Raw genomic sequence first — 18604 nt, 5'->3', positions numbered from 1 at the left:
GGTCAGCGGGCCCCGAGCAGGTGCTCGATGAAGAGCTGCTGCAGCTTCACGAAGCCGAAGCCCTTGCCGTTGAAGTACGCCTCGGTGTCGAAGTCCTCGTAGGAGGAGCGGTCCGCGCGCAGGGCCTCGTAGCCCTCGCCCTCGTTGAGCGTGGGCTCGTTGATCTCGGACACGCGCGACGCCTGGAGCGCGGCCTGGACCTCGGGGTCCGCGCGGAAGGCGGCGGCACGCTCCTTGAGCAGGAGGTAGGTCTGCATGTTGGCCGATGCGGAGTCCCACACGCCGTCCATGTCCTCGGTGCGGCTCGGCTTGTAGTCGAAGTGGCGGGGACCGTCGTAGGCCGGTCCGCCGTTGGGGCCGCCGTTCTCCAGCAGGTCCACGAGGGAGAAGGCGTTCTGGAGGTCGCCGTGCCCGAACACGAGGTCCTGGTCGAACTTGATGCTGCGCTGTCCGTTGAGGTCGATGTGGAACAGCTTGCCCTGGTAGAGGGCCTGCGCGATGCCGTGCGTGAAGTTCAGCCCGGCCATCTGCTCGTGCCCCGTCTCCGGGTTGATGCCGACCAGCTCGGGACGCTCGAGGGTCTCGATGAAGGCCAGGGCGTGTCCGAGCGTCGGCAGCAGGATGTCGCCGCGCGGTTCGTTGGGCTTGGGCTCGATCGCGAACCGGATGTCGTAGCCCTTGTCGGTGACGTAGTCGCCGAGCAGGTTGACGGCCTCGCGGTAGCGCTCGAGGGCGCCGCGGATGTCCTTGGCCGCGTCGTACTCGCTGCCTTCACGCCCGCCCCACATAACGAATGTCTGCGCTCCGAGCTCGGCGGCGAGGTCGATGTTCTCCAGGACCTTGCGCAGGGCGAACCGGCGCACGCCGCGGTCGTTGCTCGTGAACCCGCCGTCCTTGAACACGGGGTGGCTGAACAGGTTGGTGGTGACCATGGGCACCACCAGGCCGGTGGACTTCAGCGCGCCGGTGAGCCGGTCGATCTCGCGCTGGCGGTCGGCGGCCGAGCAGCCGAAGGGGAAGAGATCGTTGTCGTGGAAGGTGATGCCGTAGGCGCCGAGATCGCTCAGGCGGTTGACGGCCTCGACCACGTCGAGGGGTGCGCGGGTCGCGGAACCGAACTGGTCCTGGGCTTCCCAGCCCACCGTCCAGAGTCCGAAGGAGAATTTGTCATCGCGGGTGGGCTCGATCGTCATTGAGTGCTCCAGGGGGTGTGTGACCAATATGTTGCCGTTACAAACATATTAGTTTTGCGCGCAGAGTCAAGGGGAGAATGCCGGTTCGCCTTCCGGCGCCGGTGCTGGACCGCCGTCCGGTCAGGCGAGAGCGCGCACGCTCGCGCGGGGGATGAGCTTCGTGGAGAGCTCGATGCGTGGACTCTCGACCGGCTCGCCGCGCATGAGCCGCACGAGCGTGCGGGCTGCGAGCATCCCCATCTCGGACAGGGGCTGGCGCACCGTGGTGAGGGGCGGGGAGGCCCAGGACGCTTCCGGCAGGTCGTCGAAGCCGATCACGCTGAGGTCGTCGGGGATGCGGAGGCCCTGCTGGCGTGCTGCCTCGTAAACGCCGAGAGCCATCTGGTCGCTCGCCGCGAAGATCGCGCTCGGCCGGTCCTCCCTCGCGAGCAGCTCGACGCCGGCGGCGAAGCCCGAGGCGTAGTCGAAATCACCGGGAACCACGAGTGAGGGGTCGAACGCGAGGCCGGCGGCATCGAGTCCTGCCCGGTAGCCGTCGAGGCGGGCGCGGCTGCACCAGAGGCCCGGCCGTCCGGCGACGAAGCCGATACGCCGGTGGTTCTGCTCGACGAGGTGCTCGGTCGCTGCTACGGCGCCCGTCCAGTTCGTGGCGCCGATGGTGGGTACCTCGAGGTCCGGGACTCCCGCAGGATCGATGACGATCACGGGCAGGTTGAGGCGCTGGAGTTCCGCGTGCAGGAAGGAGTCGAGATCGGTGGTGACGAGGATGGCGCCGTCGCTCGCCCTGTCGCCCAGCGTGTCCAGCCACTTGCGGGTCGAATCCGTGCCGCCGCGGCGATGGATGGCGGACACGACCACCGACAGGCCCTCCCCGTTGAGCGCCTCCTCGACGCCGCGGATGATCTCGACCGCCCAGGGGCTGTCGAGATCGTTGAACACGAGGTCCACGAGTCCCGACGGCGCGGGGGCCACCGCGCCACGGCGCCGATAGCCGTACTCGCGCAGCAGCGCCTCGACCCGCTCGCGCGTGGCGGGTGCGACGTCGGACCTGCCGTTGAGGACGCGCGACACCGTGGGGACCGAGACCCCGGCCGCGGAGGCGACGGCGGAGATCGTCACGGCCGGCCGGGCGTTGCCCTGCGCATTGTCCTGCACGTCGTCCTCCTCGGGGCACCGACGCTGCAGTCCTGCACCCCCGGAGCGAAATCGAAACGCACCCTTGACCTCTGGGATGCGATGTTCCTAACCTACAGCAACGGTATTTCCGGAAACTTCCGGAAAACTTCCGATCGGAGTATCGGTCACCGCATCGCAGGTACCTCAAAGGAGAGCTCATGCAGATCCGTTCAACCCTCGCCGCCGCAGTCCTCGCGTCGGCCGTCATCCTGCCCGTTGCGGCCCCCGCCCACGCGGCCCAGCCCACCCGGGCTCCGGGCATCGAGAAGGCCAGCGACAAGAAGGACACCCTCCGCTGGGTGGCCCCGCGCGACCTCGAGATCGGCACGGCCGTCGCCGGGGGCGGCCACCACGAGACGCAGCCCTACCCCGATCCGTTCACCTTCGACCAGGAGTACCGGGAGCGACTCGCGGCCGAGTTCAGCTCCGTCTCGCCGGAGAACCAGCTCAAGTGGGAGTTCGTCCACCCGGAGCAGGGTGTCTACCGGTTCGCCGAGATGGACGCCATCGTCGAGTTCGCGCAGGAGAACAAGCAGGTGGTCCGCGGCCACACCCTGTTCTGGCACAGCCAGAACCCGGCCTGGCTCGAGGAGGGCGACTTCTCGAAGGACGAACTGCGCGCCATCCTCAAGGAGCACATCCAGACGGTCGTGGGCCGGTATGCGGGCAAGATCCAGCAGTGGGACGTCGCCAACGAGATCTTCAACGACAACGGCACGCTGCGCACCACGGACAACATCTGGATCCGTGAACTCGGCCCGGAGATCATCGCCGACGCGTTCCGCTGGGCGCACGAGGCAGACCCGAAGGCGAAGCTCTTCTTCAACGACTACGGCGTGGAGGGCATCAACGCCAAGAGCAACGCCTACCTGGAGCTCATCCCCCGGCTGCAGGCCCAGGGCGTCCCCGTGGACGGCTTCGCCATCCAGGGGCACCTGAGCACGCGCTACGGCTTCCCGGGTGATCTCCAGGCCAACCTCCAGCGCTTCGACGACCTGGGGCTCGAGACGGCGATCACCGAGATCGATGTCCGGATGGACGTGGCAGCGGGGACCGAACCCACCGCCGCGCAGCTGGAGAAGCAGTCGAGCTACTACCAGCGGGCCCTCGAGGCCTGCGTCCTCGTGGAGGAGTGCAACTCCTTCACCATCTGGGGCTTCACCGACAAGTACTCCTGGGTGCCGGTGTTCTTCTCCGGCGAGGGGGAGGCGACCGTCATGTGGGACGACTTCACCCGCAAGCCCGCCTACTACGCGCTGCAGGACACCCTCGAGCAGGCCGGGCCAGGGCGCGGTCACCGCTAGGCACCGCTTCGCCACGAGCCGGCGTCGCCGGTCCACAGCAGGCACAGCAGAAGCAGAGCAGCACCAACAGCAGCACGCACAGCAGCACCCACCGACGGCCGCGGACTGTCCGCGGCCGTCGCCCGTGCCCTTCCCCGGGACCCGGGCGAGACATCAAGGAGAACCATGAGACGACGTTGTCTGATCGCAGGAGTCACGGCCTTCGGCCTGGTGGCCGGGGCGGGCGCCCTGGCGCTGCCTGCGGCGAACGCCGAGGAGCCCGCCGTGCTCCTCAGCGAGGATTTCGAGGACGGCGCGTTCGGGCCGCTGGTGCGGAACGGCGGAGCCGCGCTGTCGGTCGTCGAGGCCGACGGCGACAAGGCGCTGCTGGTCACGGGCAGGACCAACGACTACGACGGCGTGAAGACGCCGGCCGACCTCCTGCAGGCCGGCGGGACCTACTCCTTCTCCGCGCAGGTGAAGCTCTCCGCTCCCGCCGGGACGACGACGTCGGCGCGCTTCGTCGTCGAACCCGCCTACAGCTGGGTGGGCAACACCACGGTCTCGGCCGACGCGTGGACCACGGTGACCGGTACCTTCAACGCCCCGGCCGGAGCCGACCCGGCGACGCTGCGGGCCTACCTCGGAACGGGAGACCTGGGTGCACCCTACGACTACCTCGTGGACGACGTCGTGATCACCGGGACGGCCGGGCCCGCCGACGGCGGAGCCTGGCAGCCCACCCCCGACGCGTCCTTCGTGCCGGGCGGCGCAGCGAACCCCACGAGCACACCCCTCGCCGCGGCGCGGGGCACCGGGAACGCCGTCGCCCTGACGTTCGACGACGGACCGAACCCGGGGGAGACCGCGGCGGTCCTCGACCTCCTGCGGGACAAGGGCATCACCGCGACGTTCTGCATCATCGGGCAGAACGTGCAGGCGGACGGCGGCGCCGACCTCCTGCGACGCATCGTTGCCGAGGGGCACACCCTCTGCAACCACGGCACGTCCTACGCGGACATGGGCTCCTGGACCCGGGCGCAGGTCGAGACCGACCTGAAGGAGAACCTGCGCATCATCCGGACCGCTGTCGGCGATCCCGCCCTGCAGGTGCCGTACTTCCGGGCGCCGAACGGCAGCTGGGGCGCCACCGGGGAGGTGGCCGCGGCGCTCGGCATGCAGCCGCTCGGCCTCGGCAACGTCATCTTCGACTGGGACGGCAACGACCTCAGCGAGGCGACCCTGACCGCCAACCTCCGCGCGGCCTTCACCCCCGGCTCCGTTGTCCTCGCCCACGACGGCGGCGGTGACCGCTCCAACACGGTCCGGGCCGTCACGACGGTGGTGAGCGAGAAGCTCGCCGAGGGATGGACCTTCACCCTGCCGCAGGGCGGCGCAGGAGCCGCACCTGTCGAGGTCACCTCAGGCTTCGAGACCGGCACCGACGGCTGGACGGCTCGTGGCGATGGCGTGTCCGTCGCCACGGGCAGCGATGCCCGCACCGGCACCGGCAGCCTGCTCGTCACGAACCGCACCCAGCCCTGGCACGGTGCCGCGCTCGACGTCACGGCGGGCCTGCCCGTCGGGACCGCCGTGCAGGTATCCGTGTGGGCGAAGCTCGCTCCCGGCCAGGCGCCGGCCTCGCTCAAGGTGTCCGTGCAGCGCGACAACGGCGGTGGGAGCGCGTACGACGGCGTCGCCGGCGCCGGTGCCTCCGTGACGGCCGACGGCTGGGTCCAGCTCAAGGGCACCTACACGCTCGGTGCGGCCGCGGACAAGGCCCAGGTCTATGTCGAGGGCCCGGTGGGGGTGGACTTCCTGCTGGACGACTTCAGCCTCGCACCGGTCACCGAGAAGCCCATCCAGGCCGATGTCCCCGCGCTGAAGGACGTCCTCGGCGCGGACGGCATCGAGCACGTCGGTGTCGCCATCGATGCCCGGGAGACCGTGGGAACGGCGGCGGACCTCGTGCGGAAGCACTTCAACGCCTTCACCCCCGAGAACGCGGGCAAGCCGGAGAGCGTCCAGCCGGTCGAGGGCCAGTTCGCCTTCACGCAGCTGGACCAGCTGCTGGACTTCGCGGACGCCAACGACGTCCAGGTCTACGGACACGTCCTCGCCTGGCACTCGCAGACCCCGGCGTGGTTCTTCAAGGACGGGACCCGCGACCTCACCGACAGCCCCGCCGACCAGGCGCTCCTGAAGGCCCGCATGGAAGCGCACATCAAGGGCATCGCGGACCACATCGACGCCCGCTACCCCGACGGCGACAGCCCCGTCTGGGCCTGGGACGTAGTGAACGAGGTCATCGCGGACGGCGACACGGCGAACCCGCACGACATGCGCGACAGCCGCTGGTTCCAGGTCCTCGGCGAGGGCTTCGTGGACGAGGCCTTCCGCCTGGCGGACCGCTACTTCCCCGAGGCGGCCCTGTTCATCAACGACTACAACACGGAGATGCCTCAGAAGCGGGCCGACTACCTCGACCTGATCCGTGCGCTGAAGGCCCGGGGGGTGCCGATCGACGGCGTGGGGCACCAGGCCCACGTGGACGTCGCCCGGCCCGTGCAGTGGCTCGAGGACTCCATCGAGGCCGTCGAGGCACTGGACCCCGCGCTCCTGCAGGCCATCACGGAACTCGACGTCAACGCCTCCACGGAGAACCAGGGTGCCGATGTCAGCGGCGCTCCCGTGGATCCGTACAGCCCCGCCTTCGAGGACGACGCGGACGCCGCAGCGGAGGTCGGCTACTACTACCGCGACCTCTTCGCGATGCTGCGCGAGCACGACGCGGCCGTGGACTCGGTGACGTTCTGGGGGATCAGCAACGCCCGCACCTGGCTGCGGACCTGGCCCATGGCCCGACCCTGGGAGCAGCCGCTGCCCTTCGACGACGAGCTGCAGGTCACGCCGGCCTACTGGGGCATCGTCGACCCGGCCAGGCTGCCCGCCCGGCCCGCCGATGTACTGCCGCCGCGCATCGCCGACCAGCCGGACATCACCGCCATCTCCAGCGGAGCCAGCGGCGCGAAGGTGAAATACACCCTGCCGTCGGCCATCGACACCCTCGACGGCGCGGTGTCGCCGACCTGCGAGCCCGCGTCGGGCTCGCGCTTCGTCATCGGCGTCACGACGGTCACGTGCACCGCCACGGACGAGGCGGGCAACACCCGCACCGGCTCGTTCGACGTCGTCGTGACCCGCAAGCAGCCCGGGAAGCCCTGACCGGTCCCGACGAAGCCCCTGTCCTCCTTCGAGGGCAGGGGCTTCGTGGCGCTAGTGGCCCGATGATCAGGGGCCGGGCAGAGGTAGGTTCCGTCGGTGTCGGTGTCGGTGTCGGTGTCGGTGTCGGTGCTGTGGACGTGCCCGGTCAGGCGTAGGCGCCGACCAGCCGCACCGATCCGCCGTCGACGCCCTTGGCGCCCTGGACGTAGTCCGGACCGTCGGTGCTGCCGCCGCTCGCGGAACGGACGCCGCCCATGACCCAGGACGGTACGCCGGCGGCGGTGAGCTGGGCGAGGGCTGCATCGGCGCCGGACGCACCGACGACGGCGACCATGCCCACCCCGAGGTTGAGCGTGCGCTCGAGGTCCGGCAGGGGCACGCTGCCGAGCTGGGACACGAGCGTGAAGATCGGCGGGAGCTCCCAGGTGGACCGGTCCACCGTGGCCTCGAGTCCGCGGGGCAGCACGCGGGCCAGGTTCGCCGCGAGGCCGCCGCCGGTGACGTGGCTGAAGCCGTGCACCTGCGCGTCGTCGTTGCGGGCCAGCGCCAGGCAGTCGGCCGCGTAGACGCGCGTGGGCTCGAGGAGTTCCTCGCCGAGCGTCCTGCCCAGCTCCGAGACCTGTCGGTCGAGCGCCCACCCGGCCTGGTGGATGACCCGGCGCACCAGGGAGTAGCCGTTGGAGTGCAGGCCCGAGGACGCCATCGCGATGACGACATCGCCCTCGCGGACACGCTCCGGGCCGAGCACGCGGTCCGCCTCGACCACGCCGGTCGCGGCACCCGCGACGTCGTACTCGTGCTCGCCGAGCAGGCCGGGGTGCTCCGCGGTCTCCCCGCCCACGAGGGCGGTGCCCGCCATCGAGCAGCCGGCCGCGATGCCGCGGACGATGTCCGCGATGCGCTCGGGGACAACCTTCCCGCACGCGATGTAGTCCGTCATGAACAGCGGCTCCGCGCCGACCACCACGATGTCGTCGACCACCATCCCCACGAGGTCGATGCCGATGGTGTCGTGGATGTCCATGGCCTGGGCGATGGCGACCTTGGTGCCCACGCCGTCGGTGGACGTCGCGAGGAGCGGCCGCGTGTAGGTGAGGAGGCGGGAGACGTCGAAGAGCCCGGCGAAACCGCCCACCCCACCCACGACCTGCTCGCCGTGGGTGGCCCGGACGGCGTCCTTCATGAGCTCGACGGCGCGGTCACCCGCCTCGACGTCCACTCCTGCGCTGGCATAGGTGATGGGTCCGGACACGCTCATACCCGCTCCTTCTTGTCTTCGTCGGTCAGGACGGCTTCGAACTCGGCGTCCGGCCCGGGATCGCAGCCCGTGGCGCCGGCCTTGTCGGCGGGGTCGAGCCGCTCGAGCAGGTTCTTGCCCAGGCGGTCGTCGTCGGGCAGCGGGATGGGGTAGGTGCCGGTGAAGCACGCCGTGCACAGGCGCTCGCGCGGCTGCTGCGTGGCGTCGATCATGCCGTCCTCCGAGATGTAGGCGAGGCTGTCGGCGCCGATCGATTTACTGATCTCGTCAATCGCCGCACCGTTGGCGATCAGCTCGGCACGGGAGGCGAAGTCGATGCCGTAGAAGCACGGCCAGCGGACCGGCGGCGAGGAGATCTTGACGTGGACCTCCGCGGCCCCCGCCTCGCGCAGCATGCGGACGACGGCGCGCTGCGTGTTGCCGCGGACGATGGAATCGTCCACCACGATGATGCGCTTGCCGCGGATGACGGACTCGAGGGCGTTGAGCTTCAGGCGGATGCCGAGCTGGCGCAGCGTCTGGCTGGGCTGGATGAACGTGCGGCCCACGTAGGCGTTCTTCACGAAGCCGTGGGCGAAGGGGATGCCGGACTCCTCGGCGAAGCCGACGGCGGCCGGCGTGCCGGACTCGGGGACCGGGATCACGATGTCCGCGACGGCGGAGTTCTCGCGGGCCAGCTGCCGGCCCATCTCGACGCGGGACTCGTAGACCGAGCGGCCGGCGATCGCGGCGTCGGGCCGGGCCAGGTAGACGTACTCGAAGACGCAGCCGGCGGCGGTCGGGGCGGCGAAGCGGCTGCTGCGCACGCCGTCCTCGTCGATGGCGATGAACTCGCCGGGCTCGATCTCGCGGATGAAGCTCGCGCCCACGGTGGCCAGTGCGGCCTGCTCGGAGGCGACCACCCACCCGCGCTCGAGGCGGCCGAGGACGAGGGGGCGGACGCCGTAGGCGTCACGCGCCGCGTACAGGGTCCCCTCGTCCATGAAGACGAAGCAGAAGGCGCCGCGAATGCTCGGCAGCAGCTCGAGGGCGGTCTGCTCCAGGGAGCGGTCGTCGTCACCGTCGAGCAGTGCGGTCACGAGGGCCGTGTCGGTGGTGTTGCCCTGCGCCATCTCGCCGGCGCGGGGCTTGCCGTGGCGGGCGAGGACCATCTGGTAGAGCTCGGCCGAATTGGTGAGGTTGCCGTTGTGGGCCAGGGCCACGGTGCCCGCGGCGGTGGCCCCGAGGGTGGGCTGCGCGTTGGCCCAGTGGGACGAGCCGGTGGTGGAGTAGCGGCAGTGGCCGACGGCGATGTGCCCGGTCAGCGTGTTCAGCGTGGACTCGTCGAAGACCTGGGACACGAGGCCCATGTCCTTGTAGACGTTGATCCGGCGACCGTCGCTCGTGGCAATCCCCGCCGACTCCTGGCCGCGGTGCTGCAGCGCGTAGAGGCCGTAGTAGGCGAGCTTCGCCACCTCCTCACCGGGGGCCCAGACACCGAAGACGCCGCAGGCGTCCTGTGGTCCTTTTTCGCCGGGGAGAAGATCGTGGGAGAGTTGTCCGTCACCGCGCACCATGCGGCCATTCTCTCACGGTGTGCGGGGGCCGCCGGCGCGGATCGTCTTTCCGCCCGTCCGAGCGGCCCTGCCGCCGCAGGCGCGGCCTGCTGACCCGGCCGGCCCGCCTCAGGCGGCGTCGTCGTCGTACGTGCGCTCCGCACGCGCGCGCTCGGCGCGCTTGACGCTCCGGCGGTCCACGACGAGCACCAGCAGGGCCGCCAGCAGGAGGCCGGGCAGGGCGAAGGCCACGGTGAAGAAGCCGAGGATCGACTCGCGCGTGAGGGTGGGGTCCTCCGGGCCGGTGTAGGCCACGACGAGCGCCGCGAGGAACCCGAGGAACGCGCCGAGCAGCATGAACGGCACGAACTTCGGTGCCCTCCGGATGGTCACCTCCCGGTAGGCGGGCTCTGCGGGACGCTGCGGCTGTCCCTGTCCCTGCCCCTGTGCCTGTGCCTGTGCCTGTCCCTCGGCGGGGACTGCCCGGTCAGCGGGAGCGGGCTGACCGTCCGCCGGGACGGCGCCGCGCGTGTCGGGCTGCTCGGGCGTGCTGTTCGGCGGCTCGGGGATGCTGCTGGGCTGCTCGGAGGTCATGCTTCAAGGCTAGCGGGCGTCAGCGTTCGAGCCGGACGAGCTGGTAGCCGGCCTCGCTGAACACGAGGGTGTAGTCGGACCCGGGATAGTGCTGTTCGGCGTGCGCCTCGGCGTCGCCCGGCCGGACGGCGCCCCAGCTCCAGTCGTCGGCGTCGACGATCAGGTAGTCCGGTGCCGGATTGGTGTTGCCCAGCCAGTACACGCGCGTCTCGGGCGCGAGGTACGCCATGAGCACCACCCCGCTCTCCACCGTGGACCCGGCGGGGATGAGCTCCATCATGCGGTGTGCGGCATCCCAGCGCTCGGACGGCCTGTAGGTCGCCGGGTCGGCGAGGACCGCGAACTTCTGGGCCGGCAGGAGCAGGAGGCAGGCGACGGCGGCGGCGGGGACGCCGACGAGCGCCGTGGTCCGGATCCAGCCGCGCGGGCTCCCCCGGAGGAGGCGGACGCCGTCCACCAGGGCCAGGAAGAGCACGGGCATGAGCACCGCGCTGTAGTGCCACTCGGGGCCCCAGTACCATTCCTCGTTCGACGCGAACCGCCACAGCAGCGTCGGGACGAGCACGAGACCGAGCGGGGACCGCAGGAACAGGAGCCCGCCGGCGAGCAGTAGCAGTAGCAGCGTCTCGTACTTGGCGGCACCGGAGACGAGGCCGACGACGGCGCCCGCGGGATCGCCGAGCATCGCGCCCACGTCGATGCGGTCCGAGTAGTCGTACTGCCCGGCGGCGTTGAGGGCGGGCAGGACCAGGCGGACGGAGACGATCAGCCACAGGGCACCCCAGGCGGTCAGCCACAGCCCGGCCACCGTCCGCAGCCGCCAGGCGAGCACCAGCCCCAGCGCCATCACGGTCAGCCCGAGGTCCTCCTTGACGAAGACGAGGAGACCGCCCCACACGACGGCGGGCAGCACGCGCCGCATCAGGACGGCCTCCAGGCTGAGGGCGAGGAGCGGGACGGCGAAGGCGATCTCGTGGAACTGCGCGGCGACCGCGGACTGGAGGCCCCAGGACAGGGCGTAGGCGATCCCGACGGCCACACCGGACCTCGGCCCGATGAGCCGCATGCCCGCCCGCGCGACCACGGCCACCGACAGCCCGAAGAGGAGGTCCTGGACGATCAGGAGGGTCAGGCCGGACGGCGCGAGCGCGTAGGCGGGCGCCAGCAGGACGAGCAGCGGGTGGAAGTGGTCGCCGAGGAGGTTGAAGCCCTCGCCCTTGATCGGCACGATCGGGGCGCCGAGCCCGGCGTAGGCCTTGGCGAGCTGCGTGAAGATCCCGAGGTCCCAGGACGGGGAGCCGAGCTGGTTCCACTGGGTGACGGAGAAGACGGTGTAGAGGGCGGCTGCGGCGAGACCGGTCAGCCACGCTGCGGCAGGCTGGCGGCGCACCGCCGCCGAGGTCCGGGTGCGGAGTCTCCGCAGGCGGTCCTCCGCACCCGTCACCCCTGAGCCGCGGGCACGCGCCGTCGAACCGGCACGGTCCGCGCCCGTCCCGGAATCACCCGTCGCCGCCATCGGTCCTCCCGGCGGGCGCGGGTCCACGGAGCGCCCGGTGCTCACGCGCGGTGACCGAAGAGGGGGAGCCATGCGCTGAGGTCGGCGCGCTGTCCGGAGGCCGCCACCTTGCCGGCGGCGACCGCCGCCGGCCAGTCCGTCCCACCGGTGACCAGGGCGAGCCAGGTGGCCGCATCCGTCTCGACGACGTTCGGGGGAGTTCCCCGCGTGTGGCGGGGTCCCTCGACGCACTGGGTCACGCCGAAGGGCGGTACCCGGACCTCCACGCTGTTGCCGGGCGCCAGCTCGGCGAGCTCCTCGAGGGCGAAGCGCACCGCGGTGGCCAGCTCCGCCCGGGCCGCCGAACCGTCGGCCACCCGCGCGAGGGCCCGGTGGCCGTCCTCAGCGGTGATGCGTCGCCGTGCCACGGTCCCGCCGGCCTAGTCGAGCAGCGCCAGGACGGGGGCGGCGAGCCGCAGGCTGCCGACGGGTCGCCCGCCGCCGAGGACCGGCGGGACCACCTTGGCGAGCACCTCGCCCACCTTCCCGGCGTCGATCGCGCCGGAGGCGGCGAGGAGGGTCAGTCCCACGAGTGTCGCCGCCCGCGAGTTGCCGTCGAGGACCTTCAGCGCCAGCGACGCCCCGGTCGGCGCGGCCAGGACGAGGACGCCCTCCGCCCCGCTCTTGGCGATGACCCCGAGATCCTCCATGACCACCGAGTTCTCCCGGCCCTCGCCGTGCACGGCCCAGGGGTAGTCGAGCATCGCGGTCGCGATCGTCGCCGCCCGCGCGTCCGCGTGCTTGTCCGAGGGGGCCTTGGCGATCCTGCCGATACCGCGCGCGAGGCCCGTCAGCGAGACGGCGGCCACGGGTGCGCCGCAGCCGTCCACGGCCCAGGCCGCCACGGTCTCGTCCGTGTACTCCTCGATGACCGAGGCCACGGACCGCTGCAGCGGGTGCGTGGGCTCGAGGTAGGTCGCGGTGTCCCAGCCGTTCTCCGTGCACGCCCAGAGGAAGGCGGCGTGCTTGCCCGAGCAGTTGAACGCGATGCGCTGCCTGCCCTTGCCCTCCCGGACGAGGCCGTTGCGGGCCTCCTCGTCCTGGGGCCAGTCCGCGGGGCACTGGAGGTCGTCCTCGGTGACGCCGGCGGCGTCGAGCATGGTGCGCACCACGTCCATGTGGCGGTCACTGGCCACATGGCTCGCCGCGGCGAGCGCCACCTGGGGGCCGCGCAGCGGTACGCCCGCCTTCATGCTCGCGAGCGCCTGGAAGGGCTTGAGGGTGGAGCGCGGGAAGACCGGGCTCGTGATGTCCCCGAGTTCGGTCACGACGGTGCCGTCGGCAGCCAGGACGACGGCGGCGCCCACGTGGCGGGACTCGATGAAACCGTTGCGTTCGAGGACGGCGAAGTCCACGGCATCGGCCGTAGTGAAGGTGGAGGGCATGTCTCCAGTATTCCCTACCCGTTGACTCTCCCGCTTCCAGCCGCGACAGTAGGAGCACTTCGCTTCGCCCCTCACGGGACACGTCTGGTCGCGGCTGGTAGCGCCCTCCTCCCAGGTCCATCACCCACAGGTCTCTCGGCGGTACCGGCGGGCTTCCTCGGGTCCCGCTCTCCGCCCGGTCAGCACGACCGATCCACGAAGGAGAGAAGCATGAGCAAGTGGAACCGTCGGGCCGGAAGGGCAGCGCTCGCAACGCTCACCGGCATCGTCCTGGCAGCGGGTACGGTGACCGCCGCCCCGGCCGCAGAGAAGGCGCCGCAGGAGGAGCCCACCGCACAGGGACTCGGCTCGCTCGCCCGCCCGGACCTCAAGATCTCGCAGGACCTGCAGGCCCGGAGCGGGCAGGTCTCGGTCTTCGTCCAGTTCGAGGGTGCAGGAGCGTTCGAGCAGACCCAGCCGGCGGAGGTGCGTTCCGGTCTCACCGCGCCCGTGCCGAAGGTCGCCGAGGTGCAGGGCATCCGGGCCGGCATCGAGGCGCGGGCGGCGCAGGTCGCCGCCGACGCCGGAGCAACCAGCCTGTACACCACCACCGACACACTCCCCGGCGTCGCCCTCACCGGTGACGCGGGCCGGATCCGCGCCCTGGCCGGCCGCGCCGACGTCCGGAAGATCACCGGGATCGTCCCCAAGACCCTCGACAACAAGGGCGGCGTGATGGACACCGGTGCCCTCGCGTCCTGGGCCCAGCGGGACCGGACGGGAAAGGGCGTCACCATCGCCGTCCTCGACACCGGACTGGACTACACGCACGCCGGCTTCGGTGGGCCCGGCACCCTCGAGGCGTTCGCCACGGCCAAGGCGTCCGCCACCCTCCCGGACGAGTCCTCCGGCCTCTACGACCCCGCGAAGTTCATCGGTGGCTACGACCTCGTGGGGGACGCCTACAACGCGGATCCGGCGTCACCGACCTACGACCCGGTCGCCGTTCCCGACGGCAACCCCCTCGACTGCGAGAGCCACGGCTCCCACGTCTCCGGGACGGCCGCCGGCTACGGGGTGAACGAGGACGGCACCACGTTCCGCGGCGACTACTCGAGCCTCACCGCCGAGCAGGTCAACGCCATGCGCATCGGCCCGGGCACCGCGCCGGAGGCAGGGCTCGTCAGTCTCCGCGTCTTCGGGTGCGAGGGATCGAGCGAACTCGTCGGCCTCGCCCTGGACTACGTCCTCGACCCGAACCAGGACGGCGACTTCTCGGACCGCGCGAGCATCGTCAACATGTCCCTCGGGTCGAGTTTCCCCGCGTACGACGACCCCGAGATCGACATCGTCAACAGCCTGACCGACCAGGGCATCCTGTCCGTCGTCTCGTCCGGCAACGGCGGGGACGTCTTCGACAACGGCGGCACCCCCGGCAGCGCGGGATCGGCCCTGACCGTCGCCAACTCGATCGGGTCCCAGGTCACCCTCGACGGGGTGGACGTCCTCGCCCCGGCCGACGTCGCCGGCCGCGCCGCCGGCCAGTACAGCGCGGACTTCACCGGCTACGCGACGGCCACCGAGGCGCAGCTGACGGGCGACGTCGTCGCAGCGCCCGCTGCCAACAGGTTCGGCTGCACACCCTTCGACCCGGGGTCCCTCGCGGGCAGGTGGGTCTGGCTGCAGTGGGAGGAGAACGGGGCGATGCCCTGCGGCTCACGCATCCGGTTCGACAACGCGCAGGCCGCCGGTGCCGCAGGCGTCGTCCTCGACTCGCCCCGGTCGGTCTTCGCGGCCGGTATCGCCGGCAACGCGGGGATCCCCGGCGTGCAGTTCAACGCGGCGTCCTCCGACAGGCTCCGGCCCGCCGCCACCGCGGGCACGCTCCGGATCCGCCTCGCGGCCGGACTCCAGGGCACCTCGACCGGGGCGTCGAACGCGCTCGACACCCTGAGCGCCAGCTCGTCGCGCGGCGTCCACGGTTCCAACGGCGTGGTCAAGCCCGACGTCGCGGCACCCGGCACGTCCATCGGCTCGGTGCAGGTCGGAACGGGGAACCTGCCGTCCGTGAAGACGGGCACCTCCATGGCCGCTCCGAACGTCGCCGGCATCGCCGCGCTCGTCATGGCCGCCACGGGCTACGACCCCTCGCAGGTCAAGAGCGTCATCATGAACACGGCGACGCACGACCTCCTCACGGCCGGCGGCGTCGTCCACGCCCCGAACCGCACCGGGTCCGGGCGCGTCGACGCACTCGACGCCCTGACGGCGACGTCGCTCGCCTACGCCTCCGAGGACCCCGCGCTGACCACGGTGGGCTTCGGCGTCCTCGAGGTCGGCGCCGACCCCCTCGCGCTGACCCGGCAGATCACCGTCGAGAACCGTTCGGACGCCCCGGTGCGCTACACGGCCGAGTACCTCGCGGCCACCACCATGCCCGGCGTCGCCATCGCGGTCACCGCCACCGGCAGCGCCACCGCCACGGCGGACATCCCGGCGGACGGCTCGGCGACGTTCGACGTCGTGCTGAGCATCGCCGATCCGACGCAACTGGCCAAGACCCTCGACCCCGCCGCCGAGCGGGTGCAGCTCGGACTCCCGCGCCAGTACATCGCGGACGCCTCGGGGCGCGTGCAGTTCACCAGCGACACCGCGTCGACGCTCCGGGTCCCCGTCCATGCGGCGCCGAAGCCGACCGCGGACCTCAGCGCCGGCACGGCGCTCGCCTTCGACACCCCGGCCGACCTCGAGGCCGATCTCGCGTTCACGGGCCGCGGCCTGCTGCAGGGCGGCGCCGACTCGCTGTACGCATCGGTCGCCTCCCCGTTCGTCCTCGGCGCCGAGAGCCCCCGCCAGGAGTCGCTGCCGCTCGAGTCGCTGTACGCCCTCGACCTGAAGTCCGTGGGTGCATCGTCGACCGTCCCCGGCGTGGTGGCGGCCGGCGGCACCGCCCTCGACGGCACCCTGTCCTTCGGGATCAGCACGTGGGCCAACTGGAACACCCTCTCGAGTGCGCCCCAGCTCATCGTCGAGATCGACACCGACAACAACGGCGAGCCCGAGTTCCTCGCACGGACCGGCCGCGCGGCGAACGTCGACCTGGTCCTGTTCAACGTGTACCCGGTGGGCGACGACGGATCGGTCGGGGCCGTCGCCGTGGGCGGCAGTGCGGCCAACAACGTGGCCGGCGATGTCGACACGAACCTGCTCGACACGAACGTGGTGACCCTGCCGCTCCCGGTGGCGGCGCTGGGCCTCGATCCGGCGGCGGGCGCCATCTCCTACCGCGTGAGCACCTCGAGCGCGTTCAGCGTCGACGAGTCGGGCGCTGCGGTCCCGGTGGACGAGACGGACTGGATCCCGTTCAGCGTCACGCAGCCGGCACTCTGGTTCGAGGGGACCACCTCGGACACCAGCTTCATCGTGGCCGACGGGTCGATCCTGCGGGTGCATCGGACGGCGGGGGACACGACCGCGCGGGCCCTGTTCCTGCACCACCACAACCCGTCCGGGGACCGCGACGAGATCCTGGGCGTCGCGTCCGACTGATCCGCCACCTCCCGGCTGCGCCCACCGGAGCGGACATCCGGTGGGCGCAGGTCTGGGCGTCGCTCCCTGCCCGGGGCCTACTTGACGGTGAACTGGACCGTCTGCCAGCCCGACGCGCCGTCCGGGACCGTGTCCGCGCGCTCCTCGGTCTGGAGCCCGTCGACGCGGTCGGTGGCGCGGGCCCGGAGGGTGTGCAGGCCGGACTCGAGGGTGATCTCGTGCGACCACTGGCGCCAGGTGTCCACGGACGCCTCGGCCGCGAGGGTCACGCCCTGCCAGTCGCCGCCGTCCACCGACACCTCGACCTTCGTGATGCCGCGCTGCTGCGACCAGGCGACACCGCCGATCATCACGGGGCCGCTGTCGAGCGAAGCGAAGGGCTTCGGGACCTCGACGCGGGCCATGGTCTTGATGGGGCCCTTCTCGGACCAGCCGCGGTCCGTCCAGTACGCCGTCCTGTCCGCGAAGCGGGTGACTTCGAGGTCCACCACCCACTTGGTGGCGGACACGTAGCCGTACAGGCCGGGCACCACCATGCGGACGGGGAACCCGTGTTCCACCGGCAGCGGTTCGCCGTTCATGGCGATGGCGAGGATGGCGTCGCGGTCGTCCTGCAGGACGGGCAGGGGTGTGGAGGCGCTGAAGCCGTCGGAGCTGGTCGACAGGACCATGTCGGCCCCGTCGAGGGGCTTCGCCCGTGCGAGGACCTCCCGGAGCGGGTAGCCGAGCCATTTCGCGTTGCCGGCGAGGAATCCGCCCACCGGGTTGGAGACGCAGGTGAGGGTGACGTGGCGTTCGATCAGCTCGGCGTCGAGGAGGTCCTGGAACGAGAGTTCGAACTCCTCCTCGACCATGCCGTGCACGCGCAGGACCCAGTCGTCGGTGGTGAGCTGCGGGACGCTCAGTGCGGTGTCGATGCGGTAGAAGTCGCCGTTCGGGGTGATGAACGGCGTCACGCCCTCGACGGGGGACTGGACGCCCGCGGGGAGGGCGGCTGCCGGGCTGGCCGGGGCGGGGAACTGCAGGCCGTCCCGCACGGCGGCGATGTTGGTGCGGGTCGCCGCGAGGAGGCGCCCGCCACCCGCGGCCGCTGCCGCGACGACGGCGGTGACGCCGGCCGCGGCGAAGAACCCGCGGCGCGAGGTGCCGCGCCCGGTCGCAGGAGGGGCTGCAGCGGTCGCGACAGCCGTCGCCGCCGATCCTGTGCGGGCGGGGCCGATGTCGTCCGAGCGGGACCCGATGCTCGCGGCGGGCCCGGCGGGGAGGTCCCCGGACCGGTCGCGGTATGCATCGGGAGCGGCATCGGGAGCGGTGGCGGGAGCGGTGGCGGGAACGGTGGCGGGTGCGACGGCATGGCGCAGCCGTGCGATGAGCCACCGGAGGGCGAGCAGGCCCGCGGCGGTGCCGACCACGGTCGGGACGGCGTCGGGCAGGGAGGCCCCGGCACGGGTCAACACGCAGGCCAGGATGATGGCGCCCATGAGGACCACGCCCGCCACGCCGAGGGCCCAGGAACGGAACGCCACGATGCCGAGCACAGCCGCGAGGAGGGTGATGGTGATGCCCATGCCGACCAGGAGGGCCAGCTTGTCGTTGGTGCCGAACGTGTCGATCGCGAAGTCCTTCAGCCACGGCGGGGTGAAGTCGATGAAGGTGGAGCCCATCGCGATGACCGGGGTGGCACTGGCGCGGAAGAAGGCGCCCGTGAGCTCGGCGATCCCGAGCACCACGCCCGCGGCGAGGATCCCGGCCAGGGCGGCGAGGAGGGACGTACCGCGGCGGCGCTCGGTGAGGGTGCTCATGGAAAGTATTCGGAGAGCGGTGGAGGGGGTATGGGTATCAGGGGTCGCCGTAACAGTGGATCACCGGGCG

At 71.5% G+C, this 18604-nt stretch carries 12 protein-coding genes; 3 read left to right on the top strand and 9 right to left on the bottom strand.

Translation table 11 applies throughout. From position 1 onward, the window contains the following. Nucleotides 1-2: 2 nt before the first annotated feature. The gene (gene xylA, locus V6S67_RS14810) at nucleotides 3-1193 is read right to left on the bottom strand and encodes a xylose isomerase (protein WP_334210952.1); all 1191 of its coding nucleotides are present in this window, start codon (nucleotides 1191-1193) and stop codon (nucleotides 3-5) included. Between the two features lie 120 nt (nucleotides 1194-1313). After that, a complete protein-coding gene (locus V6S67_RS14805) occupies nucleotides 1314-2348 on the bottom strand; it encodes a LacI family DNA-binding transcriptional regulator (protein ID WP_334210951.1) in 1035 nt (344 codons plus the stop codon). Between the two features lie 179 nt (nucleotides 2349-2527). Here V6S67_RS14805 and V6S67_RS14800 point away from each other — a divergent pair, with 179 nt between their 5' ends. Together V6S67_RS14800 and V6S67_RS14795 are read left to right on the top strand one after the other, a co-directional pair. Continuing rightward, complete coding sequence (locus V6S67_RS14800) at nucleotides 2528-3673, top strand: endo-1,4-beta-xylanase (protein WP_334210950.1); 1146 nt, start codon at nucleotides 2528-2530, stop codon at nucleotides 3671-3673. A 165-nt stretch (nucleotides 3674-3838) separates the two neighbouring features. Then, nucleotides 3839-6877: an endo-1,4-beta-xylanase gene (locus tag V6S67_RS14795; RefSeq protein WP_334210949.1), complete on the top strand. Its 3039-nt coding sequence runs from the start codon at nucleotides 3839-3841 to the stop codon at nucleotides 6875-6877. 145 nt (nucleotides 6878-7022) lie between these two features. Here V6S67_RS14795 and purM read toward each other — a convergent pair whose 3' ends face one another. The 6 genes from purM to V6S67_RS14765 form a co-directional block, all read right to left on the bottom strand. After that, nucleotides 7023-8135 (bottom strand): phosphoribosylformylglycinamidine cyclo-ligase, encoded by a 1113-nt coding sequence (purM, locus tag V6S67_RS14790; RefSeq protein WP_334210948.1) that lies wholly within the window; start codon nucleotides 8133-8135, stop codon nucleotides 7023-7025. Beyond that, complete coding sequence (purF, locus tag V6S67_RS14785; RefSeq protein WP_334210947.1) at nucleotides 8132-9691, bottom strand: amidophosphoribosyltransferase; 1560 nt, start codon at nucleotides 9689-9691, stop codon at nucleotides 8132-8134. The genes purM and purF overlap by 4 nt, the downstream gene beginning before the upstream one ends. A 108-nt stretch (nucleotides 9692-9799) precedes the next feature. Further along, a complete protein-coding gene (locus V6S67_RS14780; protein WP_334210946.1) occupies nucleotides 9800-10264 on the bottom strand; it encodes a hypothetical protein in 465 nt (154 codons plus the stop codon). Between the two features lie 19 nt (nucleotides 10265-10283). Next, entirely contained in the window at nucleotides 10284-11780 is a 1497-nt protein-coding gene (locus V6S67_RS14775) for a DUF2079 domain-containing protein (protein ID WP_334210945.1), read from the bottom strand. 41 nt (nucleotides 11781-11821) lie between these two features. Beyond that, on the bottom strand, nucleotides 11822-12187 hold the full coding sequence (locus V6S67_RS14770; RefSeq protein WP_334210944.1) for a sterol carrier family protein: 366 nt from the start codon (nucleotides 12185-12187) through the stop codon (nucleotides 11822-11824). Nucleotides 12188-12199: 12 nt separating this feature from the next. Continuing rightward, nucleotides 12200-13204, bottom strand: a complete 1005-nt coding sequence (locus V6S67_RS14765; protein WP_334210943.1) for an asparaginase — start codon at nucleotides 13202-13204, stop codon at nucleotides 12200-12202. 210 nt (nucleotides 13205-13414) lie between these two features. Here V6S67_RS14765 and V6S67_RS14760 point away from each other — a divergent pair, with 210 nt between their 5' ends. Continuing rightward, nucleotides 13415-16732 carry a S8 family serine peptidase gene (locus V6S67_RS14760; RefSeq protein ID WP_334210942.1) on the top strand — a complete coding sequence of 1106 codons (3318 nt, stop codon included), beginning with the start codon at nucleotides 13415-13417 and terminating at the stop codon, nucleotides 16730-16732. Nucleotides 16733-16809: 77 nt separating this feature from the next. On the opposite strand, the gene V6S67_RS14755 is transcribed toward V6S67_RS14760, so the two are convergent. Further along, entirely contained in the window at nucleotides 16810-18534 is a 1725-nt protein-coding gene (locus V6S67_RS14755; protein ID WP_334210941.1) for a molybdopterin-dependent oxidoreductase, read from the bottom strand. Nucleotides 18535-18604 lie beyond the last annotated feature (70 nt).

The organism is Arthrobacter sp. Soc17.1.1.1, assembly GCF_036867195.1.
Lineage (GTDB): Bacteria > Actinomycetota > Actinomycetes > Actinomycetales > Micrococcaceae > Arthrobacter_D.
This window is presented reverse-complemented; position numbering and strand designations above follow the sequence as displayed.